Origin of the sequence: Pseudorhodobacter turbinis (genome assembly GCF_005234135.1) — a bacterium.
Classification (GTDB): Bacteria; Pseudomonadota; Alphaproteobacteria; order Rhodobacterales; family Rhodobacteraceae; genus Pseudorhodobacter; species Pseudorhodobacter turbinis.
In genome coordinates, this window is record NZ_CP039965.1 from 1,042,380 (window position 1) to 1,068,634 (window position 26,255).

The window sequence follows — 26,255 nt, forward strand, 5'->3', positions numbered from 1 at the left end:
CAAGGATAAGTGCAGTGACAGAAAATACCTACTTCGCCTGCGGCGCAAGGGCATCTGCAATGGTTTCGGCATCGACGCGCAACAGATCAAGATAGGTGGGCACTGCACCATCAGGATCAGTCAGGCTGTCAACATAAAGCATCCCGCCATAGGCCGCACCGGTTTCCCGCGCCACTTGTTGTGCAGGCGCCTGATTGACCGTGCTTTCACAAAAGACCGCCGGAATACTGTGTTCACGCACGCCGTCGATCACTTTGCGCACCTGCTGTGGGGTGCCGGTTTGGTCGGCGTTGATCGGCCAAAGGTAAAGCTCTTGCAAACCGAAATCACGCGCGAGATAGCTGAACGCCCCTTCGCAGCTGACCAGCCAGCGGCTTTGCTCTGGCAGCGCCAGAATACGGTCGCGCAAGGGGCCAACGGTGTCGCGGATCTGTTGCTTGTAGCTTTCAGCGTTCATGGCATAGGTTTCGGCGTTTTCGGGATCATGCTGCGCAAAAGCCTGTTGGATATTATCGACATAGACCATCGCATTGTCCAACCCCATCCAGCCATGCGGATTTGGTTTGCCCTCATAATCGCCCTCAGAGATCGAGATCGGGGTGATACCATCCGTCAGCACGGCAGAGGGCATGTCGCCAAGATTAGCGATGAATTGTTCAAACCATACCTCTAGGTTCATGCCGTTATAGAGCACCAGATCGGCGCCCGACGCTTTGACAATATCTTGCGGCGTGGGATCATATCCGTGGATTTCTGCGCCCGGCTTGGTGATGGAAACCACCTCTGCCGCGTCGCCTGCTACGTTTTGCGCAATGTCTTGCAGGATGGTGAAAGTGGTCACCACCTTGAACGGTTTATCCCCGCTTTGCGCATTGGCAGACAGGCTTGTCGCGCCAAGCATAACAAGGCTGGAAAGGACGGCATTTCGAACGAGGGTCATTTTACAGGCTCCGTTGTATATCTGCGCATAGATAATGCGAACCATTCGCAAGTGTCAATGACATTGATAATCATTCTCAATCTTAAAACATAAGGCGCGCAAGCCCCGTCCCGCTTAGGCGCTGCGGATAAACACAGGGGCGTGCGGCGCAGAGCGGGCTTTGTCATAGGCATAGCCACCCACGTTGAAATCACAAAGCGCCTCGGGGTCCATCAAACGGTTTTCGGCAATGAAACGCGCCATCGCACCGCGGGCCTTCTTGGCGTAAAAGCTGACGATCTTGGCCTCGCCGTTCTTTTCCTCAAGAAAGGTCGGCGTGATAACGGGGATGGTCAGAGCATCCACATCCACCGCGCCGAAATATTCGATCGAGGCGCAATTGACCAAGGCGCGGGCCTGCACATCGGCGGCCAGCGCATTGATCGCGGGGGCAATTTCAGCGCGCCAATAGGCATAAAGGTCTGCACCGCGCGGGTTTTTCAACTTGCTCCCCATCTCCAGACGGTAGGGCGCAATGGCATCCAGCGGCCGCAACATCCCGTAAAGCCCCGACAGGATGCACAGATGGTCTTGGGCCCAACGCAGCGCGTCGGCGTCAAGGGTTTTTGCCTCTAGCCCGGCATAGGTATCGCCGGCAAAAAACAGGGCGGCGGGCTTGGTATCGGCATCCGCGAAATTGGCAAAGCGTGTGACGTTCAAATCCGCCAAGGGCTGCGAGATATGCATCAACTTACGCAGATCAGCGGCGGAAAGCTGCTGCGCCACCTCTGCCAGCACCTTTGCGTCAGCACTAAAACGCGGTGTCGTCGCCGTCATGCCTTCGGGCAAGGTGGCCCCATCATCCAGACGTTTGGCGGGGGAAATCACAGTCAGCATAACAATAAGCCTTTTGAGGGCGGGCAGGACAAAGGGTCAGTCCCCCGCAACAACGGTTAGAAATGCAGCGCCGAAACGTTCGGTCTTTGGCCCGCCCATGCCGGGGATACGGTCCAGCTCGGCCAATGTGGCGGGGCGTCTTTCGGCGATATGGCGCAGGGTGGTTTGGGTACAGGAAAGCGGTTTGTCGATGCCATCTGGCCCGCGCTGCAAATCCAGATGCACCTGTGCCAGCCGGTCAAAAACCTCGCCCGCGTCACGCCCCGCAAGGCGCATCCGTTGCGGGTGAAGCTGTTCGGCCTGCGCGCCCGTAACCACCGCCAGAAAAGATGAGCCATAGCTTTCCAGCTTCTTCGCGCCGATGCCATTGATGCGCGCCATATCGTCAAGGGTTTCGGGGCGGGTTTCGGCCATCTCGATCAGGGTCCGGTCGGGAAAGATCACATAGGCCGGCACGCGCGCCGCCTCGGCCAAGGCGCGGCGCTTGGCCTTGAGGGCGGAAAGCAGGGGCGCATCTTCGTCCGAGACCATCGTCTTGACCACAGGGCGCGAGGTCGCCGACTGGATCGTATCCTTGCGCAGGGTGATGCTTTCCTCACCGCGCAGAATGGGGCGGGCGGCATCGGTCATGCGCAGCGCGCCGTAACGTTCGGTATCGGGGCGCACCAGATCACGCCCCATCATCTGACGGAATACAGCACCCCATGCAGGCTTGGACAGCTCCTTGCCCACGGCAAAGGTTGGCAATTGGTCATGGCCACGCTGTCGCACCTTTTCGGTGGAATTGCCGGTCAGTATATCAATCAGATGCCCCGCGCCAAAGGATTCCCCCGTGCGCAGAATCGCCGAAAGCGCCTTGCGCACAGCCTCGGTCGCATCAAACACCAAGGCGGGCCGGTCGCAAATATCACAGTTTTTACAAGCGGTTGAGGTTTCGCCAAAGTATCCAAGCAACACTTGGCGGCGACAGCCCGTCGCCTCGGCCAAGCCCAAAAGCGCATTCAGGCGGGCATGATCGGCATCCTTGCGTTCAACCGGGGCAAGCCCTTCGTCAATCTGCGAGCGGCGCAGGCGGATATCATCGGGACCGTAAAGCGTCAGCGTCTCGGCAGGGGCGCTGTCACGACCGGCGCGGCCGATTTCCTGATAATAACCCTCAATGGATTTGGGTAAATCGGCATGGGCGACCCAGCGGATATCGGGCTTGTCGATCCCCATCCCAAAGGCCACCGTCGCCACCACGATCAACCCGTCCTCGCGTTGGAAACGGGCCTCGGTGGTGCGGCGATCCTCGGCATCCATGCCGCCGTGATAAGAGGTGGCCAAATGCCCCGCCTCGCCCAGCGCTTGGGCCAGCGTTTCGGTTTTGGCGCGGGTACCACAATAGACAATGCCCGACTGCCCTTTACGCGCGGCGGCAAAGGCCAGAATCTGCTTGCGCGGATTGTCTTTGACCGCAAAAGCCAGATGGATATTGGGCCGGTCAAAGCCGCGCAGAAAGGTCGAGGGAGCCTCTCCATCAAACAGCCGCGAGATGATCTCGGTGCGGGTTTCCTCATCCGCGGTGGCGGTGAAGGCGGCAAGCGGCACGTTCAGCGTGCGGCGCAACTCCCCGATCCGCAGATAATCAGGCCGGAAGTCATGGCCCCATTGGCTGACGCAATGCGCCTCATCCACCGCGATCGCGGAAACGCCAATCCGGCGCAACATTTGCAGCGACGCCCCCGAGGCAAGACGTTCCGGCGCGAGGTACAGCAGCTTCAAGCGACCTTCATCCAGCGCGCGGAAAACCTCCTCGGTTTCCTCATCCGTGTTGCCAGAGGTCAGCGCGCCCGCCTCAACCCCTGCCGCCTTCAGCGCACGCACCTGATCGCGCATAAGGGCGATCAAAGGCGAGATAACAACCGTTACCCCTTCGCGACACATCGCGGGCAGCTGGAAGCACAGGGATTTCCCGCCCCCCGTCGGCATGATCGCAAGCGTGTTTTCGCCAGCCAGAACGGCGCTTACAATCTCGGCCTGACCGGGCCGGAATTCGGAAAACCCGAAGACAGAGGAGAGAAGATCAGAAGGGTCAGACATCAAGGATCAGTAGAACATGGCGGCGTTATTCACCAAAACAATGCGCAACACATAGATCACCAAAATCGCCACCAGTGGTGCCAGATCAAGACCCAACCCTTGCGGCAAAAAGGAACGAAGGCGCGAATATGCAGGCTCCAAAATCCGGTTCAAACCGTTCCAGATTTGGCCAACCAAAGGCTGGCGCAGGTTCAGAACCTGAAAGTTGATCAACCAGCTCATGATAATATGCGCGATGATGAAAAATTGTGCGACTTGCAGCAAAAGCATCAGGATTTCGAACAAAGAGGTCATTTAGGGGGCTCCGGCCACTATGGATTGTGGATAGGTAAGCCGCCTGCGCAAAAAGGGCAACCGTTTCCGCAGGGTTGTGCTTGACCATTGCGCCGCAGTGCGGCAACCAAACCAACAAAAGGAGGCCGCGATGTACCCCTATCTGCGCATGTTCAAAGAGTTGTGGAAGTTCCGCAATGCCCCCCCTCTTCCCATTCTGGGTACCCATATCAGCCACCACCGCTGCTGGCCCCAAGATATTGACCCGTGGTGGGAGCTGAATAACGGGCGCACGCTGACGCTTTATGATCTGGGGCGGCTGCCTTTGGGCCAGCGCACAGGCCTGCATAAGACGCTGAAGGCCAATGGCTGGGGGATGACCGTTGCCGGTGCCAGCACCCGCTATCGCCGCCGGGTCCGGCTGTTCCACCGGATAGAGATGGTTACCCGCTGTATCGGCTGGGATGCACGTTTTATTTATATCGAGCAAAGCATGTGGAAGGATGGTGAGTGTACCAGTCACGTCTTGCTGCGGAGCGCGATCACCTCCAAGGCCGGAATCGTGCCACCCGAACAGGTCCTGCAAGCCCTTGGCCAATCGCCCCAAAGCCCCGCCCTGCCCGATTGGGTGCAGGGCTGGATCGACGCGGATGCCGACCGCCCTTGGCCACCGGTGCGCGCATAAACCTTGCGTCAAACGCCGGTTTCAGGCTTGATCACAAGCAATGCAGGAGACGGTAGATGACGCGCGCAAAGAAACAGATCTGGGGCTGGTTCTTTTTCGATTGGGCAAGCCAGCCTTACAGCACCCTGCTGATCACCTTCATCTTTGCCCCCTATATTGCGGATATGCTGGGCGATGGCAGCCGCGCCCAAGCGGTTTGGGGCTACGGTATCGGGCTGGCGGGCTTGGTGATTGCGTTGCTGGCACCCTTGCTGGGGGTCATCGCGGATAAATCGGGTGGGCGGATGCGGTTTATTGCGCTGTTCTCGGTGCTTTATGTGCTTGGCGCATGGGGGCTATGGTATGCCGCGCCGAATGATTTCAACCTATTCTTCGTTATGGGCTCTTTCGCGCTTGGCCTGATCGGGATGGAATTTGCGACCCTCTTTTCCAATGCCATGCTGCCCGATCTTGGAACCCGAGAGGAGATTGGCCGGATTTCCGGCTCTGGCTGGGCATTTGGATATTTGGGCGGTCTGTTGTCGCTGATCATCATGCTGTTGCTTTTGGCCGAGGGGGCCACGGGCAAAACCTTGCTGGGCATCGCGCCGCTGTTCGGGCTGGATGCCGCCGCGCGTGAGGGAACGCGGGCCGTCGGGCCGTTCACTGCAATCTGGTATATCGTCTTTATGGTGCCGTTCTTTTTGTGGGTCCGCGAACCGCCCCGTCCCGCCGCCCTGTCAATTCGGGCCGCCGCCAAAACCGCCCTCCCCGATCTTGTGCAAAGCTTAAAGACCCTGCCTGCCCGCCGCAGCCTCTTTGCCTTTCTGGGCAGCTCGATGCTTTACCGCGATGCGCTGAACGGGATGTATGTGTTTGGTGGCATCTATGCCGTCGGCGTCTTGGGGTGGAGCGTGATTGACGTGGGTATCTTTGGCATCCTCGCCGCTTTCTCGGGCGCGGTGTTTGCATGGCTTGGCGGCAAGGCCGACAGCCGTTTCGGCCCCAAGCCGGTCATCGGCCTTTGCGTATTGGTCCTGACAGCGGTTGCGATTGGTGTGGCGCTGGTTTCGCGCACATCCGTCTTTGGCATCCCTGTGGCGGCCACAAGCGCGCTGCCCGATGTCGTGTTCTATGCCATGGGCGCGCTGATCGGGGCGGCGGGGGGCGCGCTGCAATCGGCCAGCCGGACGATGATGGTCCATCAGGCCGATCCGGCCCATATCACCGAGGCCTTCGGGCTTTACGCGCTGGCGGGCAAGGCGACCTCCTTCCTCGCGCCCTTGTCGATCGGGGTGGTGACCGATATCACCGGAAGCCAGCAACTTGGCATTTCACCGTTGATCGTGCTATTTCTGCTCGGGCTGGTTCTGCTGCTGTGGGTAAAACCGCAAGGTGATCGAAACATAGGGGCGCCGTGATGTTGAAGCCGTTTATCCTTGGACTGCTTTTGACAGCAGTGGCCGCACCCGTTCAGGCCGAACCATTGGCCAACCGCTTGTTTGGCGCCGAAAAGACAGCATCGCGGCAGGCGGCCATGCCGGTTGGCAGCTATGCCAAGGGCTGCGCTGCGGGGCAGGTACAACTGCCTGAAAATGGCCCGACATGGCAAGCCATGCGCCTTTCGCGTGATCGCCACTGGGGCCAACCCGTCATGATCGACTATCTGCAAGACCTGAGCCGCATGGCCGTCAAGGTCGGCTGGAAGGGGCTATATATCGGCGATATTGCGCAACCGCGTGGCGGGCCGATGACATCGGGGCACGCCAGCCATCAGATCGGGCTGGATGCCGATGTCTGGATGCGCCCGCCCAGCCGGTTGAACCTGTCACGAAGCGAACGTGAAAAGATCGGGTCCATTCCGGTTCGTTCCAAGAACCAACGCTCTGTGACCAAAAACTGGACGCGCAGCCATCACGCGCTGCTGAAAGCTGCCGCATCCGACAGGCGCGTGGACCGGATTTTCGTCGCCGCCGCCGTCAAGCTGGAAATGTGCAAGACGGCGCGGCGGTCGGATAAACGCTGGCTGCAAAAGATCCGCCCCGTCGCCGGGCATGACACCCATTTTCACGTCAGGCTGAAATGCCCGCGCGGGGCCTCGGCCTGCGTGACGCAAAAGCCCACTGTGTCCTCGCTCTCTAAGGGCGGGAACGGTTGTGATGCAACCTTGCGCTGGTGGGTGACAGATTACCTCAACCCGCCCAAAGCCGCACCGAAACCAAAGAAGCCGAAAAAGAAAACCGCCCCCCGCAAGCGCCCACGTCAATTCACCATGGCGGACCTGCCGAACCAGTGCAAAAACGTTCTCAACGCGCGCTGATTGCGGGGCTATGCGGGCTGCTTGCGCTTGGAGGAAGTGCCGCCCCCAAGCGCCCCCCCGGCTTTATTGCGACCTATGTCTGGCAAAGCGATGACCCGAAGCATGGCGGCTTTTCGGGAATAGAAATCTCTGCCGATGGCCTGGATTTTACCGTGATCAGTGACCGCGCCGGCTGGACCAAGGGCCGGATAACCCGCGATGCGCAGGGCAATGTTACGGCGATGCACGCGGCCCCCGTGGCCCCGTTGCGTGATGTCAACGATGCCCAGCTAACCGGACAGCGTGCCGATACCGAAGGCATGGCACGCGGGCCAAACGGCCAGACCTATATCAGCTTTGAGGGGCATGCCTTCGCACGGATCATGATTTTTGACGACCTGACTGGACCCGGCCGCGACCTGCCCCGCCCGCCCGAATTTGCCACCCTGCGCAACAATGGCGGGCTGGAGGCCTTGGCCATTGACGCGGATGGCGCGCTTTATACCCTGCCCGAAAGCCCGAGGGGCGGCGGCCCTCTGCCCCTCTACCGCTATGCCGACGGACGGTGGAGCCAAACCCTGCACCTGCCCCGCACCAAGGGGTTCGACCCTGTGGGCGCTGATTTCGGCCCCGACGGGCGGTTTTATTTGCTGGAGCGCGGCTTTCACGGCCTGTTCGGTTTTTCCAGCCGGGTGCGCAGCTTTGCGCTTAACAGCGACGGCTTTCACGACGCGCGGATCGAGATGCAAAGCCCCGCCGGAACCTATGACAACCTTGAAGCGCTTGCCGCCTGGCGTGATGCGAAGGGCGACATACGCCTGACCATGATGTCGGATGACAACTTCTTTTGGCCGCAACGCACCGAGGTTGTCGAATACCGTGTGATCCCATGACGGACCGGATTGACAAGCAGCCCCGCAAGCACGTAAGCCCAACGCGTCCCACACTTTGGGGGCCAAGTCTCCGCTACCTTGATAAAACGGAAAAATTGAAATGACCCGAAACCTGATCCCCGGCGTTCTCGCCATGGCGGCCATCGTTGTGGCCTCGAATATTCTGGTGCAATACCTTTTTGGCCAATGGCTGACTTGGGGCGCCTTTACCTATCCCTTCGCCTTTCTTGTCACTGATCTTATGAACCGCATCTATGGCGCAGCGGCTGCGCGACGGGTGGTCTTGGTCGGCTTTGGTGTGGGGCTTTTGTGCTCTTTCATCGGCACCCAGATCATGGGGGAGTTCGGGCCGCTGGTCACATTGCGTATCGCGATCGCATCCGGCACCGCGTTTTTGACTGCACAGCTTTTGGATGTCGCAATCTTTGATCGCTTGCGCAACGGGGCTTGGTGGCGCGCGCCTATGGTTTCCACCCTTGTGGGGGCGACCGTGGATACGACGATCTTCTTCACCATCGCCTTTTCGACATGGCTGATCTGGCTAGAACCGGGCAACGATATTTCCTGGGCCAGTGAGGCGCTGCCACTGCTCGGGCTTGGGCCAGCAGCACCTTTGTGGGTATCGCTGGCGGTCGCAGATTGGGGCGTAAAGCTATCGCTATCAGTGATCGCCCTGATCCCGTTTCGGATAATTGTGCAAAGGTTATCGCCCAAGTCTACCTGATTTTGGGCCCATGCCGTCGGTTCTGCAGACTGGTAGGGGTGGGCCTGTCTTGATCGAATACCCTGATGACGTGAATGCTGTAGTAGAGACCTCTCGACGTCAGGCTGAAAAGGCCTTGCACTGGTCATCCTGGCATGATGATTTCAGGTTATGATGGGCAGTCCCGCGAAGAGGCGATGCAATCCATCTTAAAACGAACCCGCGGCGGCTGTAATCAATTGCCCAACGCACGCCTGTCTTCCATCGAAGACTTGAACATTTGCGCCTGCCCCCGTCCCGCATTTTTAGATGCATACAAGGCCTCATCCGCATCACTCAACATACGGTCCGCTTCTGGCGGACAGTAATTTATGGATATGGTAATGCCGATGCTCGCGGAAATGCGGCATGGTTTCCCGCCGAAAAATGAAGGTTCTCTGAGTCGTTCCACCACGCGGTCAGCGATGTTTGATAGCTTTTCTGAGTCTGTTAGTTCTTGGAAAACAATAACAAATTCATCGCCACCCACACGTGCAACCGTATCACAATCCCGGGTCTCGGACAAAAGCGACCTTGCCACCTCACGCAGCACATGATCGCCTGCAGCATGACCCAAGGTATCATTGACCGCCTTGAAGTAGTCCAGGTCGATATGCATTAAACCAAAGGGAACCTGACCTTCGATGAGCTCTGTCATCGTAAGGTCCAATGCACGGCGGTTGCGCAAACCGGTCAACATATCAGTGAGCGCCTGCTGTTCTGCTTCGTCGCGGGCACCCTTCAAGCGCAGGTTCAATCGCCGCAACTCTTCTGTTACGGCAGTCTTTGCCTCCACCAGATAGAGCAGCTCCATTGCCAGCTCCGTAGCCGCAAAATCTGCAGCCGTCAGCTGGAATGCCGAGACCGCGTAAATCACACCAACACCAAATGACAGATTTAACAGAACTGCCCCTTGCTGTTCCAGCGGGACCGCAATTCCGCGCAGCGCATAGGCGCCCGTCCCAATCCGCGGGCATATGGACAAGGTCTTACCCGCGCGGCGATGCAAATCATCTACCGCGAAAATTCCACCCGGACCACGCACTTCAAAGAGGTCAAAAAAGTTCTCGCCCTCCAGCTCTATGGTGCCAAAGGCTTTTTGCAAAGTTGTGCCTGCGGATTCGATGCGGCCCGTCGCCGACACCCAAATATGCATTGGCATCAGCCGGTTCGCTGATGCTCTGCCTATCTGCAACGATTGTGTGCTTGATGCTACGCTTACCATTTACCCACCCCTAAGGGTCAGGTCGAAACTCCGCCCCTCTGCATAAGATACTTCCAGTAAATGAATGAGAACCATCTCACCATCAATGCTATAACCATCATGATCCAGCATAACCAATGCGCCATAATCATCAGCCATCGCGCGCAATAATCCGACAAGGACGTGGCCCATTCCCGTAATCGGGAAACGACATTGCAGCGCATAAAGTGACGGCGAAATTTCATACAGATCCAACACCGGCAGATCAATATCCGGCAGAGCAAGCTGCCCCCGCCCCCGCGTATCCTCCAGTGTCAGCAAAAACTCTGTAAATGTGGCACCCCCAAAGCGCAACAAACGGCGTAGGCTATCAAGCCCCGGGTTCGACACCAGAAAAGTGCCCAGATCCTCGAGAATCACCTCGCGCGGGCGGCTCAGGACCCGTTCCGCCGCTGACAAAACAGTCTCGGTCAAAGAAATATCATAGAGCAACATGGCTTCGAACCCGTCAAAGCCGAGTCCGGCCTGCCGCGCGACTTGAGCCCAAGCTGCATCACCATGCGTATCGCGCACATAGCGTTGAATTGCTCTGTTGATCAGCCCATGCATTCCCGCGGTCCCTGTATCTCCCATATGAGGTTACGTCCAAAAACCTTAATTTTTTCTCAACTGCAGGCTGAAAGAAACAATTTTAAGGTCGTGGGCGCAGTAACAGCAACAAGATGCCGTTCAAAGCGGCATAAAATAATCCTTTATGCAATCAATGCTTGTGCCGCCTGAACGCAACACACCTTTCCGTTAGCCGCCCATCGACAGTTGGTCGATCGGAATACCACGTCTAGCAGCACTGGCATGAACGGCCCCCTGAATGGCCTTGCTGCGTTTGAGCAGGCGCAAAAACCGAGCCTCATCCAGCATCAGCAAGGTCGAAGGCGCAATTGCACGAACCGCCGCACGTGACGGTTTGCGCATCAGCATCCCCATCTGGCCAAACATCTCTCCGCGCCCCAAACGCCATGTCTGGCCTGCCACGTCCATTTCCACGGCGCCCGACGCCACAAAATAGACGTTCCGGGAGGCGCTATCGCGCCGCAAGACCCACTCTCCGGGATTAACATATCGCGTGACAAGATTGCGCGCCAAGCGGTTCAATACCGCGTCGTCCATATCAGAAAACAGCGGGAACTGACGCACCAGCTCTTTCTTTTGCATCGCCAGATCCAATAGCGGAGAAGCCTCGGCCCGATCACGACGTGCGCCAATATCCAGCGTCAGCGCCGAGTGGACCTCTTCCCCGATCAGACCATCCTCCATCAACGTGTCATATTCGCGCTCCTCCAGCCGCAGCGCAACACGCCGGATAAAACGACGTTCCATTTCCTCGGCATAGCCGGGATATTGCAGCCGCAATCCGTCCAGCGCCTGCTCCACCCGCTCGATCCGGCGCTCCAGCATGGCATGCAGCAATTCCGCCACACGGCGGCCATGGATACGGCGGATGCGCCCGTCAATAAAGCCGTGCAAATCCCGCAGAACCAACCGCTGCGACAGCAACAACCCGAACCGGGTTGCCGTGATATGGGCCAAGGGTCGGGAAAACCGCAAACGATTGTGCAAAAACACGGCCAGACGCAGCCAGCGCCCGAACCCGAGACTGCGATTTGACGCCGCTTTATAGCCGTCACGCCCCGCAAAACGAGAACCCTCGATCAATGCATCCGCATCCGACAGCAAACGTTCCGACAGGCCCGCCGAAATCGTCCGGTCCCGAAATCGCGTCAGCAGGGAGTCGCGCTCGGCGCTGGCCAAGGCGATCAGCCCAAGCGTGATGCGGTCGCGGTCGAGGATCTCGGTCTTGTCATCCGCGGATTTTACGGCCAACTCCAAACGCTCGCCGAATTTCTTGGCCTCGGCGCGCACGGTTTCCTTGGTCAGGTCATAGTTTTCGGTCACCTTCGCCAGATCTTCACGCACAGTTTGCAACGCAACAGCGATCACCTGATTATAAAGCGCGTTATCCAGCGGTGACAGCTTGTCCAGCCCCAGCCAGCCGATCACCAAGCGCAGGGTCGTCCCCTGCACCAGCAATGTGAACAGGGTAAATCCCGTGGCCAGAACCGCGACCTGACGTTTAATCTCGGGCGGGATGGTAAGGCTTTCGGTCACAGCCAGCGCCAGCGAAAGCGTAACCGCCCCACGCAACCCCCCCCACATGATGGCCACGCGGTAAGGCCGCTCCACCTTCGGCGAAAGGCCGAGCCGCGTCAGCAGCGGCAGCAACCCGTACAGAATAATCGCGCGGGCAAAAATTGCAGCCCCCACAACGACAATGATCAGCCCCAGATCCGACCATTGCACCGTTTCCAACATGCGCGGAATCAGCAAAGCCGCCAGAATAAAGATCAGCGCGCCGGCCCAATGTGCCAAAAGCCCCCAAACATCACGCAGGTTTTGCCATGTACCGGGCGGCAGGCGCCCCGGGCCGGTCAGTTGCAGGGTCATCGCGGCCACAACCACGGCAATCACACCCGACGCGCCAACGCTTTGCTCGGCGATGATATAGGACAGATACGGCAAGGTAATAGAAACCGAGATCACCGCCAGCTCATACCGGCTGAAAAGCGCCATGATCCAGATCGTAATCCGCGCGGCTATCCAGCCAACAACAGCCCCGCCCACAAGCAAAACCGGAAACTGCGCAAGCGCGCTTTGCACCGATGGGTCGGGTGAATTGGTCCGGACATACTGCATAAACACCGCTGCAAGCGCGATGGCCGCAGCATCATTCAAAAGGCTTTCACCTTCAATAATCCGCGCCAACCGTCGCGGCGCCGAGATGGACCGGAAGATGCTGACCACCGCCGATGGATCTGTGGTGGAGACAATCGCACCAACCAGCAATGCCGCCGCCAGGCTGAGCGAGCTGACATAGGCCAGCGAATAGCCAACGACAAAGGTCGCCACAAAGACCGCAACCACGGCCAGCACCAAGATCGGCACCCAGTCATCCGCCATCCGCCGCAGGTTCAGCCCCAGCGTCACCTGAAACACCAAGGTTGGCAGAAACACGTACAAAAACACATTGGACCGTATCGGCAGCGCCAGAATAGCCACCGCAATCGGATTCAGCGCATCCGTCAAATCCGTGCGCAAAAAGAACGTCGCCGCCGCCGCAACCATAATGCCAAGCAAAGCGATAATCACCGCATAGGGCAGCCGCAAGTGCTTTGCCAACGGCTCTGCCGCGCCAATCAACAAGAAAAGCGAGGCAATGATGGTGGTGATCACGATTATGTCCATAAGACCCAAATATATTAGAAAGGCATCGGGGAATATCAAACGCCGCAAGGCTGTGGGTTTGACTATGAGTTAGGCGCGGGTTGGTCAGTCCTTTTTTGCAGGTGGAATTATCAGCACATCACGATCGGCGCGGCGCAGAATTTCCTCAGCCACGCTGCCCAAAAGCGTTTTCTTAAGATCATTACGCCCCTGACTGACAGCCACGATCAAATCTGCCGCCTGTTCACGAGCCACCTCCAGAATAGAGGCAGATACGTTGGTCTCATAGGGGCTGGTCATCATCTTGAAGCCCGTTGGCGATAAAGTTGCAAGGAAGGCTGCAAGCGCACGGTCTGCCTCTTGCTTCAACTCATCTTGATGCCGCTCCATCTGCTGCTTGGTCAGCGCGCTGCGAAACATCATCTGTTCGGCCAGCGTTTCATAGACATGGAGCAAGGTCACATTCTGCGGTTCGGTCAGGTCCAGCTTGGCAAGCGTCCGGGCCGCAGCCCGCGAGGCGTCCGAGAAATCAGTGCTGAGCAGCACATTACCATAGCTACGTGTCGGCGGCACATTGACCATCAACACCGGCCTGCGCGTGCGGCGGATCGTGCGCTGCGCCGTGGTGCCGACAAAGACATCACGCAGCAGGTGGCGACGGTGCGCGCCCAGAACCACAAGCGAGGGCGTGACACTATCCGCAGCTTTGCCGATACCCTCAAACGGGTCGCCCATCACCACATCCGTGGTGCAGGTCAGGTTGCTATGGGTCGTGCGCAATCTTTGGGCATCCTCTTGCAGCAATTCCTGCGAGGCGGCGACTTCACTATCAATAAGGCGCTGTTTCTGGTCATCATCCACGACATGCACAACATGCAGACGCGCCCCCTTACGGGCGGCGATCAGGGCGGCACGTTCCATGGCCTGATCCGACCGTTCCGAAAAATCGGTGGCAACCAGAATTGTCCCCATGTCCGCCCCCTCTTGGTTAATTTGATAACTTTACAGCATATTACTTAAAGCGCACCTAATTTGACAGAGGTTTCACCACCCTGAAAATGGGTTAATAAAGCGAATTCGAACAGCCCAGCCGGACCATCAACCGATCGGCCAATCGCTCCAGCGCCTCATCGTCCAGGCTGTCGGTCTCAAACTCCTCCACCCCTTGATCCAGTCTTACGCGGTGCTTGGCGTATCGCGGATCATAATGCTGGGTCATAAGCCCCGCTGCGAGGTCCTCAAATGCGCCGGCCGATGCCATCTCCAGCCAATCCGTGACCTGCTCTTCTGATTGCGCGCGGCGCAGGCTGGCAATCACAGAGGCAAGCCGCGCCGGATCTTGCACCATGTCGCCATAAGCGGAAACGAGGTAGCGTGCCCGTGCCGAAACGGGGGCGACCACCTCCAATCGCGGCGCGGCGGTCATGGCCTTCCACAGCCCCGGCGGCAAACGACAGTCCCCCACCTTGGAGCTTTCAGCCTCCACCACCACAACGCGGGCGGGATCGAGCTTGGCCATTGCGGCGGCAAGACGCGATTCAAAGCCTTTCTGGCTTGGCTGCCCCCCCGCCATCGCGCCGAAAAGCGAGCCGCGATGATTGGCCAGGCCTTCAAGGTCCAGCATCTGCGCCCCTCGGGCGGCCAGCCTGTGCAACTGCGCGGTCTTGGCCGTTCCGGTATTCCCGCCAAGCAAGACAACGGGGCTGGGGAAAGCCGTATCATAAAGCGCGTCGACAACCAGATGCCTGTAGGCCTTGTAGCCCCCCGACACCAATTCCACCCGCCAGCCGATCTGCGACAGGATCGAGGCGAAAGACCCCGAGCGTTGCCCGCCCCGCCAGCAGTAAACCAAAGGACGCCAGCCGCCGGGCTTATCCGCCAACGCGCCTTGCAAATGCCGCGCCGCATTGGCCGCAACCAAGGCCGCCCCCACTTTGCGCGCCCGAAACGGGCTGTCTTGCTTGTAGATCGTGCCAACCTCAGCCCGCTCCGCATCATCCAGAACCGGAAGGTTTATCGCGCCGGGAATGTGATCTTCGGCATATTCGGACGGGCTGCGCACATCGATGATGTCATCAAACGCAAGCTCTGCGATCTGTGGCAGCGCGGTAAGGGTCAATGCCATAGGGGTTCACCAGATCTGCAAATGCCCGCCATCAAAATCCGGCCTCACAGCGTGCCAGCAAAGCGTCCAGCATCGCCTCACAACGTTCCAACTGGGCGATCTCGACATATTCATCCGGCATATGCCCTTGGGTCATGGCACCCGGCCCGCAAACCACGGTCGGCAGGCCAAGCCGTTGGGCAAACATGCCGCCCTCGGTGCCAAAGGCGACTTTGACGTGGGTATTGCCGCCGGTCAGCCCTTTGACAAAGCTGACAACATCGGCATCAGGGGCAGTGCCAAGGCCGGGGTAATCCCACAGGCGTTCCACCTCGATCGCGGCCTCGGGGAAATCGGCACGCAGGGGGACGACAATCGCCTCGGCCTCGGCCTTGAGCCGTTCGATCAGCCGCGCCGGATCGTCCTGCGCAAGCGAGCGTATCTCCATATCGATCACGCAGGCGTTGGCCACGACATTCACCTGCACCCCGCCGTTGATCTTGCCGACATGCAAGGTGGTGTAGGGCACACCGTAATCGCTATCAAACGGACCGGATGTGGCGACCTCTGCCTGCAGCTCCCGCACGGCGCCGATAAAATCCGTCGCCAGATGGATCGCATTCAAGGCATTGGGCGCGGCCGAGCTATGCCCGCCACGCCCCGTACAGCTTAGCCGAAGCGCGATCTTGCCCTTATGGCCAATCGCCGCCTCCATGCTGGTGGGTTCACCGATGATGCAAAGACGCGGCTGCACCGGCCATTCGGCCATCGCATCAATCATGGAACCGACACCACGACAGCCGATCTCTTCATCATGCGACAGGGCAAGGATCAGTGGCACCTTCAAATCCCGCTTGGCAGCATTCAACATGCAGACAATCGCACAGGCATCGAAACCCTTCATGTCGGTGGTGCCGCGCCCGTAAAGCCGGTCGCCCTCTTGCGTCAGCGCGAAAGGCGGGCGGGTCCAAGCCTGCCCCTCAACCGGAACCACATCGACATGGCCCGACAAAACCACCCCCGGCACATCCTCTGGCCCGACCCGCGCATAAAGGTTCGCCTTCTCGCCGGTCTCGTCAAAGATCAGCGTCGAGGCAATCCCCGCCTCGGCCAAGAGCCCTTCGACATAGCGCATCAAAGGTACGTTGGTCATATGGCTAACGGTTTCAAAGCCGATCAGGCGGTCAAGGATGGCGCGCATATCCATAGCAGTCTCCGGTTGAGTGTTGGGATCAACCTAGCGCAAGCCGCATCCCTTGGCACCCCCAAAGCATCACTCCTGCGCGCGCAAAACCTGTGCCGGGCGCGCCTTGAGCGGCCGCCAGACAAAGGCCAGACCCGCCAGCAATGTCGCCAGCACACCGCCGCCAACAATGGCCAGCGCCGAGACAGGCTCAAACACGAAATCCACCTCCATTACAAAGTGCATCACGGCCCATGCCGCCGCCCCGCCCGCAGCAATCGCCACGATGCCCGCCGCCGCCCCCGTCAAGCCCGATCGCAGCGCGAAACTGCCCATGATCTGCGCCCGACTTGCGCCGAGGGTTTTCAGGATCGCGGCCTCATAAACGCGGCTACGCTCACCCGCCGCTGCCGCCCCGATCAAGACGACAAAGCCGGTCAACAAAGTCGCCCCCGCCGCCCAGGCCGTCGCCGTGGCAATCGCCGAAAGCGCATCCGCCACACGGTTGATCGCATCACGCACGCGCACCGCCGTGATATTGGGGTAAGCCCCCGCCACATCGCGCAGCAAAGCAGCCTCTGTCTCAGGCGTGGAATAGACCGTGGCGATATGGGTGTGGGGTGCGCCCGCAAGCGCCGAAGGGTTCAGCATCATCACAAAGCCCATACCGCCGGTCGAAAAATCCACATCGCGAAAGCTGGTGATCTCGGCCTCGATATCGCGCCCGAGGATATTGACGGTGACGGTATCGCCAAGGGTCAGGCCAATCTCATCCGCCTCCTCTTGGGCAAAGGAAAGCTGTGGCGGACCTTGATAATCCTCGGGCCAGAATTCACCGCCGGTCACGACCGTCCCTTCGGGCAGGGTGGCGGCATAGGTCACGCCGCGATCGCCGCGTACAACCCAATGTTCGCCCGCAACTTGGCGCGCATCGACCCCGTTGATCTGCGTCACAACCCCCCGCAACATCGGAGAGCTTTCGACTTTGCTAACCTCGGGGTCATTCTGTGTGCGGTCCAAAAAGCCGTCGATCTGGTCATTCTGAATATCAACAAAGAAATAGGACGGCGCGATGGCAGGCAAATCACGGTCAATCGCGGCGCGCAGATTGGCATCAATTTGACCGACTGCGGCCAGCACTGTCAGCCCCAGCCCCAGCGACAAGATCACCGAGGCCGCCTCATCCCGCGGCCCGCCGATGGAGGCCAAAGCGGCCCGAAGTCCGACATGCCCGCGCACCATCCGCGAACGGGCAAGCGCGCGCGCCACAAAGCGCAAGGCAAAAGCCGCCAGCCACAAAATTCCAAGCGCCGCAACAACACCCGACGCCGACCACAGCGCCAAAAGCGCCAGCCCCGAAAGCCATGCCGCCCCGCCAACCAGCAGCGCCACAAGTGCGCCCATCGCCAGCCACAACGGCCAGCTTGGCCAAGCAACCTTGCCCTCACCGCCACGGTACAGCACCGCCACCCGCACATTCTGCACCCGCGCCAGCGGCCAAAGCGTGAACAAAAGTGCCGTCACGATCCCGTAAAATGCAGCCTGCGCCAAGGGTGCCGGATAAAGCCCAAAGGCCACCGGAAACGGCAGCGATGCCGCAATCACGGGCGACAGCGCCAATGGCACCCCCGCGCCCAAGATCAGCCCCATCGTCACGCCCAAAACCGTCAGCACACCGATTTGCATCAGATACGTCTGAAAAATCATCGCCCCCGAGGCACCAAGCGTTTTCAGCGTGGCAATCGTTGTCACCTTACCTTCCAGATAGGCGCGCACAGCGGCCGAAACCCCAACCCCGCCCACAGCCAGTCCCGCCAGCCCGACAAGCACCAGAAACGATCCGATCCGGTCCACAAAACGCGCCACCCCCGGCGTTGCGCGACGGCTATCAGACCAGCGCATGCCCTTGTTACGAAATGCATCCTCGGCTTGGGCCTTGGCGACTTCCAGATCGGTATCGGGTGGCAACATCAAACGGTATTGCGATTCAAACAGGCTGCCGGCACCAATAAGGCCAGACCCCTCAAGGCTATCTGTCAGCACCATCGATCGTGGCCCAAGGCCAAAGCCGCCCGTAGCACTATCAGGTTCGGTCACCAGAACGGCCGAGAGGTGAAAGCTTTGGCTGCCCATCATAAAGCTGTCGCCAACGGCAAGGCCAAGCCGGTCCACAAGCACCCTGTCCAGCACCGCGCCGGGCAGGCCATTCGCACCCACAAGGGCCACCTCCAGCGGCATCACCGGATCAAGCACCACCTCGCCAATCAAGGGATAGGCCGCATCCACCGCTTTGACCTGCGTCAGCGCGCGATCATCGCCCACCACCGCCATAGAACGGAAATCGATCACCTCGGATGTGGCGGCGGCCATATCCTCCATAAAGGCCAGCTCTTCGGGATTGGCACGGCGATAGGTAAATTCCATCTGCGCATCACCGCCCAACAGTGCCGCGCCCTGTTCGGCCAGCCCTCCTTCAATCGCGGCGCGGACCATGCCCACGGCGGCAATCGCGGCAACGCCCAGCGTCAAACAGGCCAAAAACACCCGAAAGCCACGCAAACCACCGCGCAATTCACGCCGCGCAAGACGAAAGGCCAACTTCATGCTGCGGCCTCTAGGCCTTCGCCGTCGATCCGGCCATCTTTCAGGCGGATGACACGTGAACAGCGCGCAGCCAGTTCCGGCGCATGGGTGACCATGATCAAGGTCGCCTCATGCCGGTCGCGCAGGCCGAACAGCAAATCCATGATTGCCGCGCCGTTTTTGCCATCCAGATTGCCGGTGGGTTCATCCGCAAGCAAGATCGCGGGGCGCGGTGCGGCGGCACGGGCAAGGGCCACACGTTGCTGTTCCCCGCCCGACATCTGGCTGGGGTAATGATCCATGCGCGCCCCCAACCCCACGGCGACCAATTCCTCGACCGCGCGGCCAAAGGCATCCTGCACCCCGCCCAGTTCCAAGGGCAGCGCCACATTTTCCAGCGCGGTCATTGTCGGGATAAGGTGGAAAGATTGGAACACCACCCCCATATTATCCCTGCGGAAGCGTGCAAGCGCGTCTTCGTCCATCGCGGTCAGGTCATGCCCCAGCGCAAGCACCCGCCCCGAGGTGGCCTGTTCCAGCCCGCCCATCACCATAAGGAGAGACGATTTGCCAGACCCAGACGGCCCGATCAACCCGACGCTTTCCCCCGGCGCGACCTCAAGCGTGATGTCACGTAATATATTTACCGGACCTGCATTGCCTGCCAGTGTCAGGCTTGCGTCTTGCAGCCCCAGAATAGGTGTCGTCATGAAATCAGCCCTTCGGTCTTGCCCTGCCCTTGGATATGGGGCCGTGCGCGTAATACGCAACATTGTTTTTACGTCAATCCTCGGGCTTTCCGTCGCAGCAGGGGCGGTTTTTGCCGAAACGCCGCGCATTTTGGCGCTGGGTGACAGTTTGACGGCAGGCTACGGATTGCCGCAGGATGAGGGTTTCGTGCCGCAATTACAGGCTTGGCTGGATAAAAACGGCGCAAAAGCGCAGGTCCTGAATGCCGGCGTTTCGGGCGATACCACGGCAGGTGGGGCGGCACGGCTTGAATGGGCGCTGGCCTCAGGTGCCGAAGGTTTGATCGTAAATCTGGGCGGCAATGACATGCTGCGCGGGCTGGACCCATCGGTCGCACGCGCCAACCTCACGCAGATTTTACAAGCCGCACAAGACAAGGGCCTGCCAGTCTTGCTGGTCGGCATGATCGCACCCAGCAATTACGGTGCCGATTATAAAACCGAGTTCGAGGCAATCTTTCCCGAGCTGAGCGCCCAGTTCAACACCTTGCTGCTGCCGGTCTATTTCGCGCCCATCGCGGCACAAGATGGCGGGATTGATCCGACCTTTATGCAAGACGACGGTATCCACCCCAATGCCGAAGGCGTGCTGCGCGTCGTCGCGGCTATGGGCCCGAAAGTATTGGAGCTATTGGCGCAGACGGGCGGCTGACATGCCCTTGCACCCCCCACCGATTTGCGCAACAAACCTTGTGAAACACAAAGGGGCCTGAACATGAATTTGATCGCTGAACTGACCGAACTTCTGGGCCCCACCCATGTGCTGACAGGTGCCGATTGCGCCGCCTATACCAAGGACTGGACCGGAAAATACACCAGCGATCCGGTGGCCGTGGCCCGCCCCGCCAACACGGCTGAGGTGTCCGAGACGCTGAAACTTGCAGCCCGCCACGGGGTTGATGTGGTGCCTGTTTCCGGGCGAACCGGGCTTGTCGGCGGTGCCATGACGCGTGGCGGCTTGATGATCAGCGTGGAACGTCTGAACAAAATCCGCGAGCTGCGCCCCGAAACACGGATCGCCATTGTCGAGGCAGGCGTCATCCTTGACCGCCTGCACAGCGCCGCCGAGGCAGAGGGGCTTTACTTTCCGCTGTGGTTCGGCGCGCGGGGATCAGCGATGATTGGCGGAGTGCTTTCGACCAATGCCGGCGGATCAAACGTGCTGCGCTACGGGTCCACCCGCGCTTTGTGCTTGGGGCTGGAGGTGGTTCTGGCCGACGGTCGCGTCCTGAATTTGATGAGCGAGCTGCACAAGGACAATTCCGGCTATGACCTGCGCAACCTGTTTATCGGGGCCGAGGGCACGCTTGGCATCGTCACAGCCGCCGTTATGAAGCTGGTGCCGCAGCCGCGCGCCTATGCCACGGCCACGCTTGCAGCAAAATCGCTGCCCGATGCGCTGGTCCTGCTGAACCGGTTGCAAGAGGCAACGGGGGGGGCCGTGGAGGCGTTTGAATATATGCCCGCCTCTTATATGAACGGTCTGGCTGCGGCGCGCCCCGATATCCGCCAGCCCTTTACCCCGCCCTATCCCGTGACCATTCTGGTCGAACTGGGCGCCACCGCCCCGCGTGATGCCACCCCAAGCGACACCGGCGAAATCCCTGTCACCCTATTGTTGCAAGAGGTTCTGGCCGAGATGATGGAAGAGGGCATGGTCCTCGACGCAGAAATCGCCCAGACCGAGGCACAGCGCAAAGCCATGTGGGAACGCCGCGAACTGGCCGCCGAAGTGATGTTTGCCCCGAAATTTGTAATCGGGACCGATATCGCCCTGCCGCTGGAACAGGTGGAAACCTTCCTGACGCGTATGGCAGCCCGCTTGCCCCTCTTGGATGCGGATGCGCAGGATATGTGCGTGGCGCATTTGGGTGACGGCAATCTGCATTACTCGGTCTACGCCAGCGGCGACGACCCCGTGTTGCACGACCAGATGGTCGAGGCGGTCGAGGATGAGGTCGCGGCCCTGCGCGGAAGTTTCTCGGCGGAACATGGCGTTGGCCTGTCCAAGCGCCCCTCGATGGCGCGGCGCAAAGACCCCGTGGCGCTGGATGTCATGCGCAGCATCAAGGCAGCCCTTGACCCCGACAACCGGATGAACCCCGGCAAGGTTATCCCTGATCGCGCCTGAACAGCTCCAAGGTCGGGCCGATGGCACGAAAATCACGTGACCCTGATTTCAGCCGCGCAATCGGGGGCAGCCAGCGCAACCACGCGGCAGTGGTTTGCGCCTGTGCCCAGATACCCGGGGCCAGATCGCGATAGGCGCCCAGCGCCGCCTCTTGCAAAGGGACCGGACCCGCAACCCGAAACCCGTCGGCCACAAGGCTATGGGCAAAGATCAACAGATCCAGCGCCAAGCCGCGCGGGTCGGACTTGACGGGGGAAAACCGCTCCAGATCAATGAAATGAATATCTGTGCCATTCCAGCAAAAATCCCGGATGGCAGGGCGTCCGTGGCGATAGCTTTGCAGGTGAAGCCGCGCGAGCGCAGCCCCTGCTGCGGCAAAGACCGGCGTCTTGTCGCCCTCGGGGTCCCACATCAACTGTCGCAAAGTCGAACCCAGATCAGGGGTCACAAACCAATCCGGCCCCTCGGCCAGAATAGGGGCGGCAGGCAGGCCCACCTGCGCCAGAAGGTGCAAACCGTCACGTTCGCGCGCAAAACCCTTGGCCCCATCGCCCTTTTGCAATCGCATCCGGCCCGTAAGATGCTCTGCCCGTTTCAGCCAGACCTTGCGGCCATCGGCCAGATCCAACGCCATGATACGGTGATAGGGGCCGGTGAGGGCCGCCTGAATTGCCGCCTCCAGCATGGGGTCAGTGCCAGTCAAAGAAGCCACTCGGCGCGCGCGCCTTCAACTGCCGCGCCAAATCGCGCCCCATCTGCGGCCCGTCGGCAATCGGTCCGCGAATATCGCCCGCAATGGATTCCGTGCCATCGGGACGCAAAACCTCACCGCGCAGCCAAAGCGTGTCGCCCTCCAGCAACGCCAGCGCCGCAATCGGGGTTTCGCAAGACCCGTCAAGCTCTGCCAGAAAGGCACGCTCGGCGGTGACGCGGTGGCCGGTCGGGGTGCAGTGGATCGCCTCTAGCAATGCGGTCACGGCTGCATCATCTGTGCGCCGCTCAATACCAATCGCGCCTTGGGCGACGGCGGGCAGCATCTCTTCGGGCTCAATCGCGGATTTTGCAACATGGGCCATGCCCAAACGGTTCAGCCCCGCCATGGCAAGAAATGTCGCAACCGCCACACCGTCATCCAGCTTTTTCATCCGCGTCTGAACGTTGCCGCGAAACTCTACCAGCTTCAGGTCAGGGCGCCGCAATGCAAGCTGTGACCGCCGCCGCAAGCTGCTGGAGCCGACAACGGCGCCTTGCGGCAGTTCTGACAAGGCGTTGATGGTATTGGACACAAACGCATCGCGCACATCCTCACGCGGCAGATAACAATCGAGCGTCAGGCCGGGGGGTTGCTGCGTCGGCATATCCTTCATCGAATGGACGGCAATATCGATGCCGCCATCCAACAGTGCCTCTTCGATCTCGCGGGTAAACAGGCCCTTGCCGCCGATTTCCTTCAGCGCGCGATCCTGGATCATATCGCCGGTGACCTTGATCACCACCACCTCAAAGGCGTCTTCGGACAGATCATGGGCCACCATCAGGCTGCGGCGGACCTCATGCGCTTGCCACATCGCCAAGAGCGAACCACGGGTACCAATGCGCAACGGACGGGCGGGGGAGGGGAGTGCATTTTTCATGCCGTCATCTTTAGCGCCAAGGGCGCGCGCGTTCAACGGGCACTTTCGCGGGCAACGTGTCATATTGACAACTGCGCCCTATCTTGGGATGGCAGATACAAGCCAGAGGAGATGCCCATGACCGAGAAAACCATCCTGCGCGCGCTGAAAGGCGAAACCCTGCCGACGCCCCCGATCTGGATGATGCGTCAAGCCGGGCGCTATTTGCCGGAATATCGCGCCACCCGCGCACAGGCCGGCGATTTCCTGAAGCTGTGCTACAACCCCGAACTGGCGGCCGAGGTGACATTGCAACCCATCCGCCGCTACGGCTTTGATGCGGCCATCCTTTTTGCCGATATTTTGCTGCTGCCACAAGCGCTTGGGGCGGACCTGTGGTTTGTCACCGGCGAGGGGCCGCGCCTTTCGACCATTACGGATATGGCGGGTGTGCAGGCCCTGCGCCCCACCGCCGACATCCATGAGACCTTGTCACCCATCTATGAAACCGTGAAAATTCTGGCACAGGAATTGCCGCCCCAGACCACGCTGATCGGCTTTGCCGGCGCGCCATGGACGGTGGCCACCTATATGATTGCAGGGCGCGGCACCCCCGATCAAGCCCCGGCGCATAAGCTGAAAGATACCGACCGCGCGGCCTTTGCTGCGCTGATTGACCGCATCACCGATGGCACGATCGAATATCTGGATGCACAGATCCGTGCCGGCGCCGAGGTTATCAAACTGTTCGATTCATGGGCCGGCAGCCTGAAGGCGCAAGATTTCCACGATTTCGCCTTGCTTCCGACCAAGCGCATCATTGCCGAACTGAAATCCCGTCACCCCGGCATTCCTATCATCGCCTTCCCGCGTGAGGCGGGCGACGGCTATATCGGCTTTGCCAAGGCCACAGGGGCAGATTGCGTGGCGCTGGACAATTCTGTGACGCCAGAATGGGGTGCGGCAAATGTGCAGGTCGATGGCTGTGTGCAAGGTAACCTTGCTTCGCGGCATATGGTGACGGGCGGGCAGGCGCTGGTGGATGAAACCCGCCAGATCGTCAAAGCCTTTTCCGGCGGTCCGCATATCTTTAACCTTGGGCATGGTATCACACCCGATGCCGATCCCGATAACGTATCGCGCATGATCGATGCTGTTCGGGGCCGGTAAAGGCGGCTTTTCTTTCACCCCTTCCGGTGCCAAGACTGAAGCATGTCAAAAAAGACCCTGAACCAAACCAATCTTGAAGGGCTGGGCGCGGCCCGTCTGGCGGCCCTGCTGATGGAAGTCAGCACGGGCAGCGCCGATATCAAACGCCGTTTGCGGCTGGAGCTAAGCCATAACCTCGGCGCGGCAGAGCTGGCCCATGAGGTGCGCAAACGGCTGATCTCTTTGCGTAAAGCCCGCAGCTTTGTCAGCTGGCGCAAACGCAAGGCGCTGGTCAAGGATCTTGAAACCCAACTGTCGATGATCATCGATAAAATCGCGGCCGAGGATGCCCCCGCCGCCTTTGATCTGTTGTGGGAATTTGTGGACCTTGCCCCATCCATCTATGCGCGCGTCGATGATAGCCGCGGCGAGGTTGGCGATGTCTTTCGCGCCGCCCGCGGCCAATTCACAGATATCGCACCCCGCGCAATGCCGGACCCCATGGCGCTGGCCGATCGCATCTGGACCGCCTTGCAAGATAACAGCTACGGGGAATGGGATGGGATCATCGCCTGTCTCGCCCCTGCGCTTGGCCCTGAAGGCTTGGCGCGGCTAAAGGCGGCGGTAGAGGCGCATGACCAAACGGAGCCGCCCTTTATACGCGCCTTGCGCCGTGAAAGCGGCCAGACCACGACCCGAAAGTCGCGGCTCATCAAGCGCTGCCTGCAAGAGATTGCCACCGCCATGGGCGATACCGCCGCCTATATCTCTCAATATTCCAAGGATGATCTGACCCGCAAAGATATCGCCGCCGAGGTCGCCATGTTGCTGGTTAAAACCAAACCCAAAGCCGCGCTGGACCTGTTGCAAAAGGCCGATCAGGACGGGCGCGATTACGGGCAAGAGACATGGGACGCCGCCTATATCGCCTGCCTCACCGCCCTCGGGCGGATCGATGATGCGCAAACCCATCGCTGGGCCAGTTTTACCACCAATCTGAACCCCGCCCCTTTGCGCGATTACCTCAAGCTCTTGCCTGATTTCGACGATATCGAGGCCGAGGGCCGCGCCAAAGAGCATGTGCTGGCTTGGCCGAACACCTCTGCCGCGCTGAAATTCTGCCGCGATTGGCCGGACCTGTTGACCGCCGCCCAATTGATTGAGACCCGCGCTGAAGACATCAACGGCGATCACTACCTGCTGCTGACCCCGCTGGCCGAGGCGCTGTGCGCCCGTCACCCCCGCGCAGCCGTTTTGCTTTGGCGTGCCATGATTGACGACACACTTGAACGGGCGCGCACCTCGCGCTACGCCCATGCGGCTAGCCACCTTGTCGATTGCACCGCGCTTGATGCCGAGATCGCGGAGTATGGACCTTTTCCAACCCATGCCGAATACCTTCAAACGCTGAAATCACGGCACATACGGAAATCTTCCTTCTGGGCGCAGGTCGGGTAATTTCCAGCGCTGGCCTTTCGCCCGTAAAACCGC

23 protein-coding genes are annotated in these 26,255 nt (G+C 59.9%); 9 read left to right on the forward strand and 14 right to left on the reverse strand.

Features of this window, described 5'->3' with window-relative positions; translation table 11 throughout:
- Positions 1–28: 28 nt before the first annotated feature.
- The 4 genes from EOK75_RS17480 to EOK75_RS17495 all read right to left on the reverse strand — a co-directional run bounded on the left by EOK75_RS17480 (position 29) and on the right by EOK75_RS17495 (position 4,192).
- A complete protein-coding gene (locus EOK75_RS17480; protein ID WP_137195296.1) occupies positions 29–940 on the reverse strand; it encodes a metal ABC transporter substrate-binding protein in 912 nt (303 codons plus the stop codon).
- 114 nt (positions 941–1,054) lie between these two features.
- The gene (gene yaaA, locus EOK75_RS17485) at positions 1,055–1,816 is read right to left on the reverse strand and encodes a peroxide stress protein YaaA (protein WP_137195297.1); all 762 of its coding nucleotides are present in this window, start codon (positions 1,814–1,816) and stop codon (positions 1,055–1,057) included.
- 36 nt (positions 1,817–1,852) lie between these two features.
- Positions 1,853–3,898, reverse strand: coding sequence for a DNA helicase RecQ (gene recQ, locus EOK75_RS17490; protein WP_137195298.1), 2,046 nt, complete (start codon positions 3,896–3,898; stop codon positions 1,853–1,855).
- A 6-nt stretch (positions 3,899–3,904) separates the two neighbouring features.
- A complete protein-coding gene (locus EOK75_RS17495) occupies positions 3,905–4,192 on the reverse strand; it encodes a YggT family protein (protein WP_137195299.1) in 288 nt (95 codons plus the stop codon).
- A gap of 130 nt (positions 4,193–4,322) precedes the next feature.
- Here EOK75_RS17495 and EOK75_RS17500 point away from each other — a divergent pair, with 130 nt between their 5' ends.
- The 5 genes from EOK75_RS17500 to EOK75_RS17520 all read left to right on the forward strand — a co-directional run bounded on the left by EOK75_RS17500 (position 4,323) and on the right by EOK75_RS17520 (position 8,751).
- Entirely contained in the window at positions 4,323–4,856 is a 534-nt protein-coding gene (locus EOK75_RS17500; RefSeq protein ID WP_137195300.1) for an acyl-CoA thioesterase, read from the forward strand.
- Between the two features lie 56 nt (positions 4,857–4,912).
- A complete protein-coding gene (locus EOK75_RS17505; RefSeq protein WP_137195301.1) occupies positions 4,913–6,256 on the forward strand; it encodes an MFS transporter in 1,344 nt (447 codons plus the stop codon).
- Positions 6,256–7,155 (forward strand): penicillin-insensitive murein endopeptidase, encoded by a 900-nt coding sequence (mepA, locus tag EOK75_RS17510; RefSeq protein WP_137195302.1) that lies wholly within the window; start codon positions 6,256–6,258, stop codon positions 7,153–7,155. The genes EOK75_RS17505 and mepA overlap by 1 nt, the downstream gene beginning before the upstream one ends.
- Complete coding sequence (locus tag EOK75_RS17515; protein ID WP_240794081.1) at positions 7,128–8,027, forward strand: esterase-like activity of phytase family protein; 900 nt, start codon at positions 7,128–7,130, stop codon at positions 8,025–8,027. The genes mepA and EOK75_RS17515 overlap by 28 nt, the downstream gene beginning before the upstream one ends.
- A gap of 100 nt (positions 8,028–8,127) precedes the next feature.
- A complete protein-coding gene (locus EOK75_RS17520; protein WP_137195303.1) occupies positions 8,128–8,751 on the forward strand; it encodes a queuosine precursor transporter in 624 nt (207 codons plus the stop codon).
- A 214-nt stretch (positions 8,752–8,965) separates the two neighbouring features.
- On the opposite strand, the gene EOK75_RS17525 is transcribed toward EOK75_RS17520, so the two are convergent.
- From EOK75_RS17525 to EOK75_RS17560, 8 genes are all read right to left on the reverse strand, one after another.
- A complete protein-coding gene (locus tag EOK75_RS17525; RefSeq protein WP_137195304.1) occupies positions 8,966–9,994 on the reverse strand; it encodes a GGDEF domain-containing protein in 1,029 nt (342 codons plus the stop codon).
- The gene (locus tag EOK75_RS17530; RefSeq protein ID WP_137195305.1) at positions 9,995–10,582 is read right to left on the reverse strand and encodes a heme NO-binding domain-containing protein; all 588 of its coding nucleotides are present in this window, start codon (positions 10,580–10,582) and stop codon (positions 9,995–9,997) included. It lies immediately after the preceding gene.
- Between the two features lie 189 nt (positions 10,583–10,771).
- A complete protein-coding gene (locus EOK75_RS17535; RefSeq protein WP_137195306.1) occupies positions 10,772–13,273 on the reverse strand; it encodes a cation:proton antiporter in 2,502 nt (833 codons plus the stop codon).
- A gap of 84 nt (positions 13,274–13,357) precedes the next feature.
- On the reverse strand, positions 13,358–14,224 hold the full coding sequence (locus tag EOK75_RS17540; RefSeq protein WP_137195307.1) for a universal stress protein: 867 nt from the start codon (positions 14,222–14,224) through the stop codon (positions 13,358–13,360).
- A 91-nt stretch (positions 14,225–14,315) separates the two neighbouring features.
- A complete protein-coding gene (gene mnmH, locus EOK75_RS17545) occupies positions 14,316–15,377 on the reverse strand; it encodes a tRNA 2-selenouridine(34) synthase MnmH (RefSeq protein ID WP_137195308.1) in 1,062 nt (353 codons plus the stop codon).
- 31 nt (positions 15,378–15,408) lie between these two features.
- A complete protein-coding gene (argE, locus tag EOK75_RS17550; RefSeq protein WP_137195309.1) occupies positions 15,409–16,563 on the reverse strand; it encodes an acetylornithine deacetylase in 1,155 nt (384 codons plus the stop codon).
- A 66-nt stretch (positions 16,564–16,629) separates the two neighbouring features.
- Complete coding sequence (locus EOK75_RS17555) at positions 16,630–19,143, reverse strand: ABC transporter permease (protein WP_137195310.1); 2,514 nt, start codon at positions 19,141–19,143, stop codon at positions 16,630–16,632.
- Complete coding sequence (locus EOK75_RS17560; protein ID WP_137195311.1) at positions 19,140–19,832, reverse strand: ABC transporter ATP-binding protein; 693 nt, start codon at positions 19,830–19,832, stop codon at positions 19,140–19,142. The genes EOK75_RS17555 and EOK75_RS17560 overlap by 4 nt, the downstream gene beginning before the upstream one ends.
- On the opposite strand from EOK75_RS17560, the gene EOK75_RS17565 reads away from it, so the two are divergent.
- Complete coding sequence (locus tag EOK75_RS17565; RefSeq protein WP_137195312.1) at positions 19,831–20,523, forward strand: arylesterase; 693 nt, start codon at positions 19,831–19,833, stop codon at positions 20,521–20,523. The genes EOK75_RS17560 and EOK75_RS17565 overlap by 2 nt on opposite strands.
- 63 nt (positions 20,524–20,586) lie before the next feature.
- Positions 20,587–22,002: an FAD-binding oxidoreductase gene (locus tag EOK75_RS17570; RefSeq protein WP_137195313.1), complete on the forward strand. Its 1,416-nt coding sequence runs from the start codon at positions 20,587–20,589 to the stop codon at positions 22,000–22,002.
- Here EOK75_RS17570 and EOK75_RS17575 read toward each other — a convergent pair.
- Together EOK75_RS17575 and hemC are read right to left on the reverse strand one after the other, a co-directional pair.
- The gene (locus EOK75_RS17575; RefSeq protein ID WP_137195314.1) at positions 21,983–22,714 is read right to left on the reverse strand and encodes a BUD32 family EKC/KEOPS complex subunit; all 732 of its coding nucleotides are present in this window, start codon (positions 22,712–22,714) and stop codon (positions 21,983–21,985) included. The genes EOK75_RS17570 and EOK75_RS17575 overlap by 20 nt on opposite strands.
- Positions 22,692–23,636, reverse strand: coding sequence for a hydroxymethylbilane synthase (hemC, locus tag EOK75_RS17580; protein ID WP_137195315.1), 945 nt, complete (start codon positions 23,634–23,636; stop codon positions 22,692–22,694). Before hemC ends, EOK75_RS17575 begins: the two co-directional genes overlap by 23 nt.
- A 117-nt stretch (positions 23,637–23,753) precedes the next feature.
- Here hemC and hemE point away from each other — a divergent pair, with 117 nt between their 5' ends.
- Together hemE and EOK75_RS17590 are read left to right on the forward strand one after the other, a co-directional pair.
- A complete protein-coding gene (gene hemE / locus EOK75_RS17585; protein WP_137195316.1) occupies positions 23,754–24,785 on the forward strand; it encodes a uroporphyrinogen decarboxylase in 1,032 nt (343 codons plus the stop codon).
- 42 nt (positions 24,786–24,827) lie between these two features.
- A complete protein-coding gene (locus tag EOK75_RS17590) occupies positions 24,828–26,222 on the forward strand; it encodes a DUF6880 family protein (protein ID WP_137195317.1) in 1,395 nt (464 codons plus the stop codon).
- The last annotated feature ends 33 nt before the right edge of the window (positions 26,223–26,255 follow it).

Coding starts and splice junctions, on each gene's coding strand:
- hemC (WP_137195315.1), bottom strand. CDS start 23,636: ATGAAAAATGCACTCCCCTCCCCCGCCCGTCCGTTGCGCATTGGTACC.
- EOK75_RS17560 (WP_137195311.1), bottom strand. CDS start 19,832: ATGACGACACCTATTCTGGGGCTGCAAGACGCAAGCCTGACACTGGCA.
- hemE (WP_137195316.1), top strand. CDS start 23,754: ATGACCGAGAAAACCATCCTGCGCGCGCTGAAAGGCGAAACCCTGCCG.
- yaaA (WP_137195297.1), bottom strand. CDS start 1,816: ATGCTGACTGTGATTTCCCCCGCCAAACGTCTGGATGATGGGGCCACC.
- recQ (WP_137195298.1), bottom strand. CDS start 3,898: ATGTCTGACCCTTCTGATCTTCTCTCCTCTGTCTTCGGGTTTTCCGAA.
- EOK75_RS17565 (WP_137195312.1), top strand. CDS start 19,831: ATGAAATCAGCCCTTCGGTCTTGCCCTGCCCTTGGATATGGGGCCGTG.
- EOK75_RS17535 (WP_137195306.1), bottom strand. CDS start 13,273: ATGGACATAATCGTGATCACCACCATCATTGCCTCGCTTTTCTTGTTG.
- EOK75_RS17555 (WP_137195310.1), bottom strand. CDS start 19,143: ATGAAGTTGGCCTTTCGTCTTGCGCGGCGTGAATTGCGCGGTGGTTTG.
- EOK75_RS17525 (WP_137195304.1), bottom strand. CDS start 9,994: ATGGTAAGCGTAGCATCAAGCACACAATCGTTGCAGATAGGCAGAGCA.
- EOK75_RS17570 (WP_137195313.1), top strand. CDS start 20,587: ATGAATTTGATCGCTGAACTGACCGAACTTCTGGGCCCCACCCATGTG.
- EOK75_RS17520 (WP_137195303.1), top strand. CDS start 8,128: ATGACCCGAAACCTGATCCCCGGCGTTCTCGCCATGGCGGCCATCGTT.
- EOK75_RS17505 (WP_137195301.1), top strand. CDS start 4,913: ATGACGCGCGCAAAGAAACAGATCTGGGGCTGGTTCTTTTTCGATTGG.
- EOK75_RS17530 (WP_137195305.1), bottom strand. CDS start 10,582: ATGCATGGGCTGATCAACAGAGCAATTCAACGCTATGTGCGCGATACG.
- EOK75_RS17480 (WP_137195296.1), bottom strand. CDS start 940: ATGACCCTCGTTCGAAATGCCGTCCTTTCCAGCCTTGTTATGCTTGGC.
- EOK75_RS17540 (WP_137195307.1), bottom strand. CDS start 14,224: ATGGGGACAATTCTGGTTGCCACCGATTTTTCGGAACGGTCGGATCAG.
- EOK75_RS17495 (WP_137195299.1), bottom strand. CDS start 4,192: ATGACCTCTTTGTTCGAAATCCTGATGCTTTTGCTGCAAGTCGCACAA.
- mepA (WP_137195302.1), top strand. CDS start 6,256: ATGTTGAAGCCGTTTATCCTTGGACTGCTTTTGACAGCAGTGGCCGCA.
- EOK75_RS17590 (WP_137195317.1), top strand. CDS start 24,828: ATGTCAAAAAAGACCCTGAACCAAACCAATCTTGAAGGGCTGGGCGCG.
- argE (WP_137195309.1), bottom strand. CDS start 16,563: ATGGATATGCGCGCCATCCTTGACCGCCTGATCGGCTTTGAAACCGTT.
- EOK75_RS17500 (WP_137195300.1), top strand. CDS start 4,323: ATGTACCCCTATCTGCGCATGTTCAAAGAGTTGTGGAAGTTCCGCAAT.
- mnmH (WP_137195308.1), bottom strand. CDS start 15,377: ATGGCATTGACCCTTACCGCGCTGCCACAGATCGCAGAGCTTGCGTTT.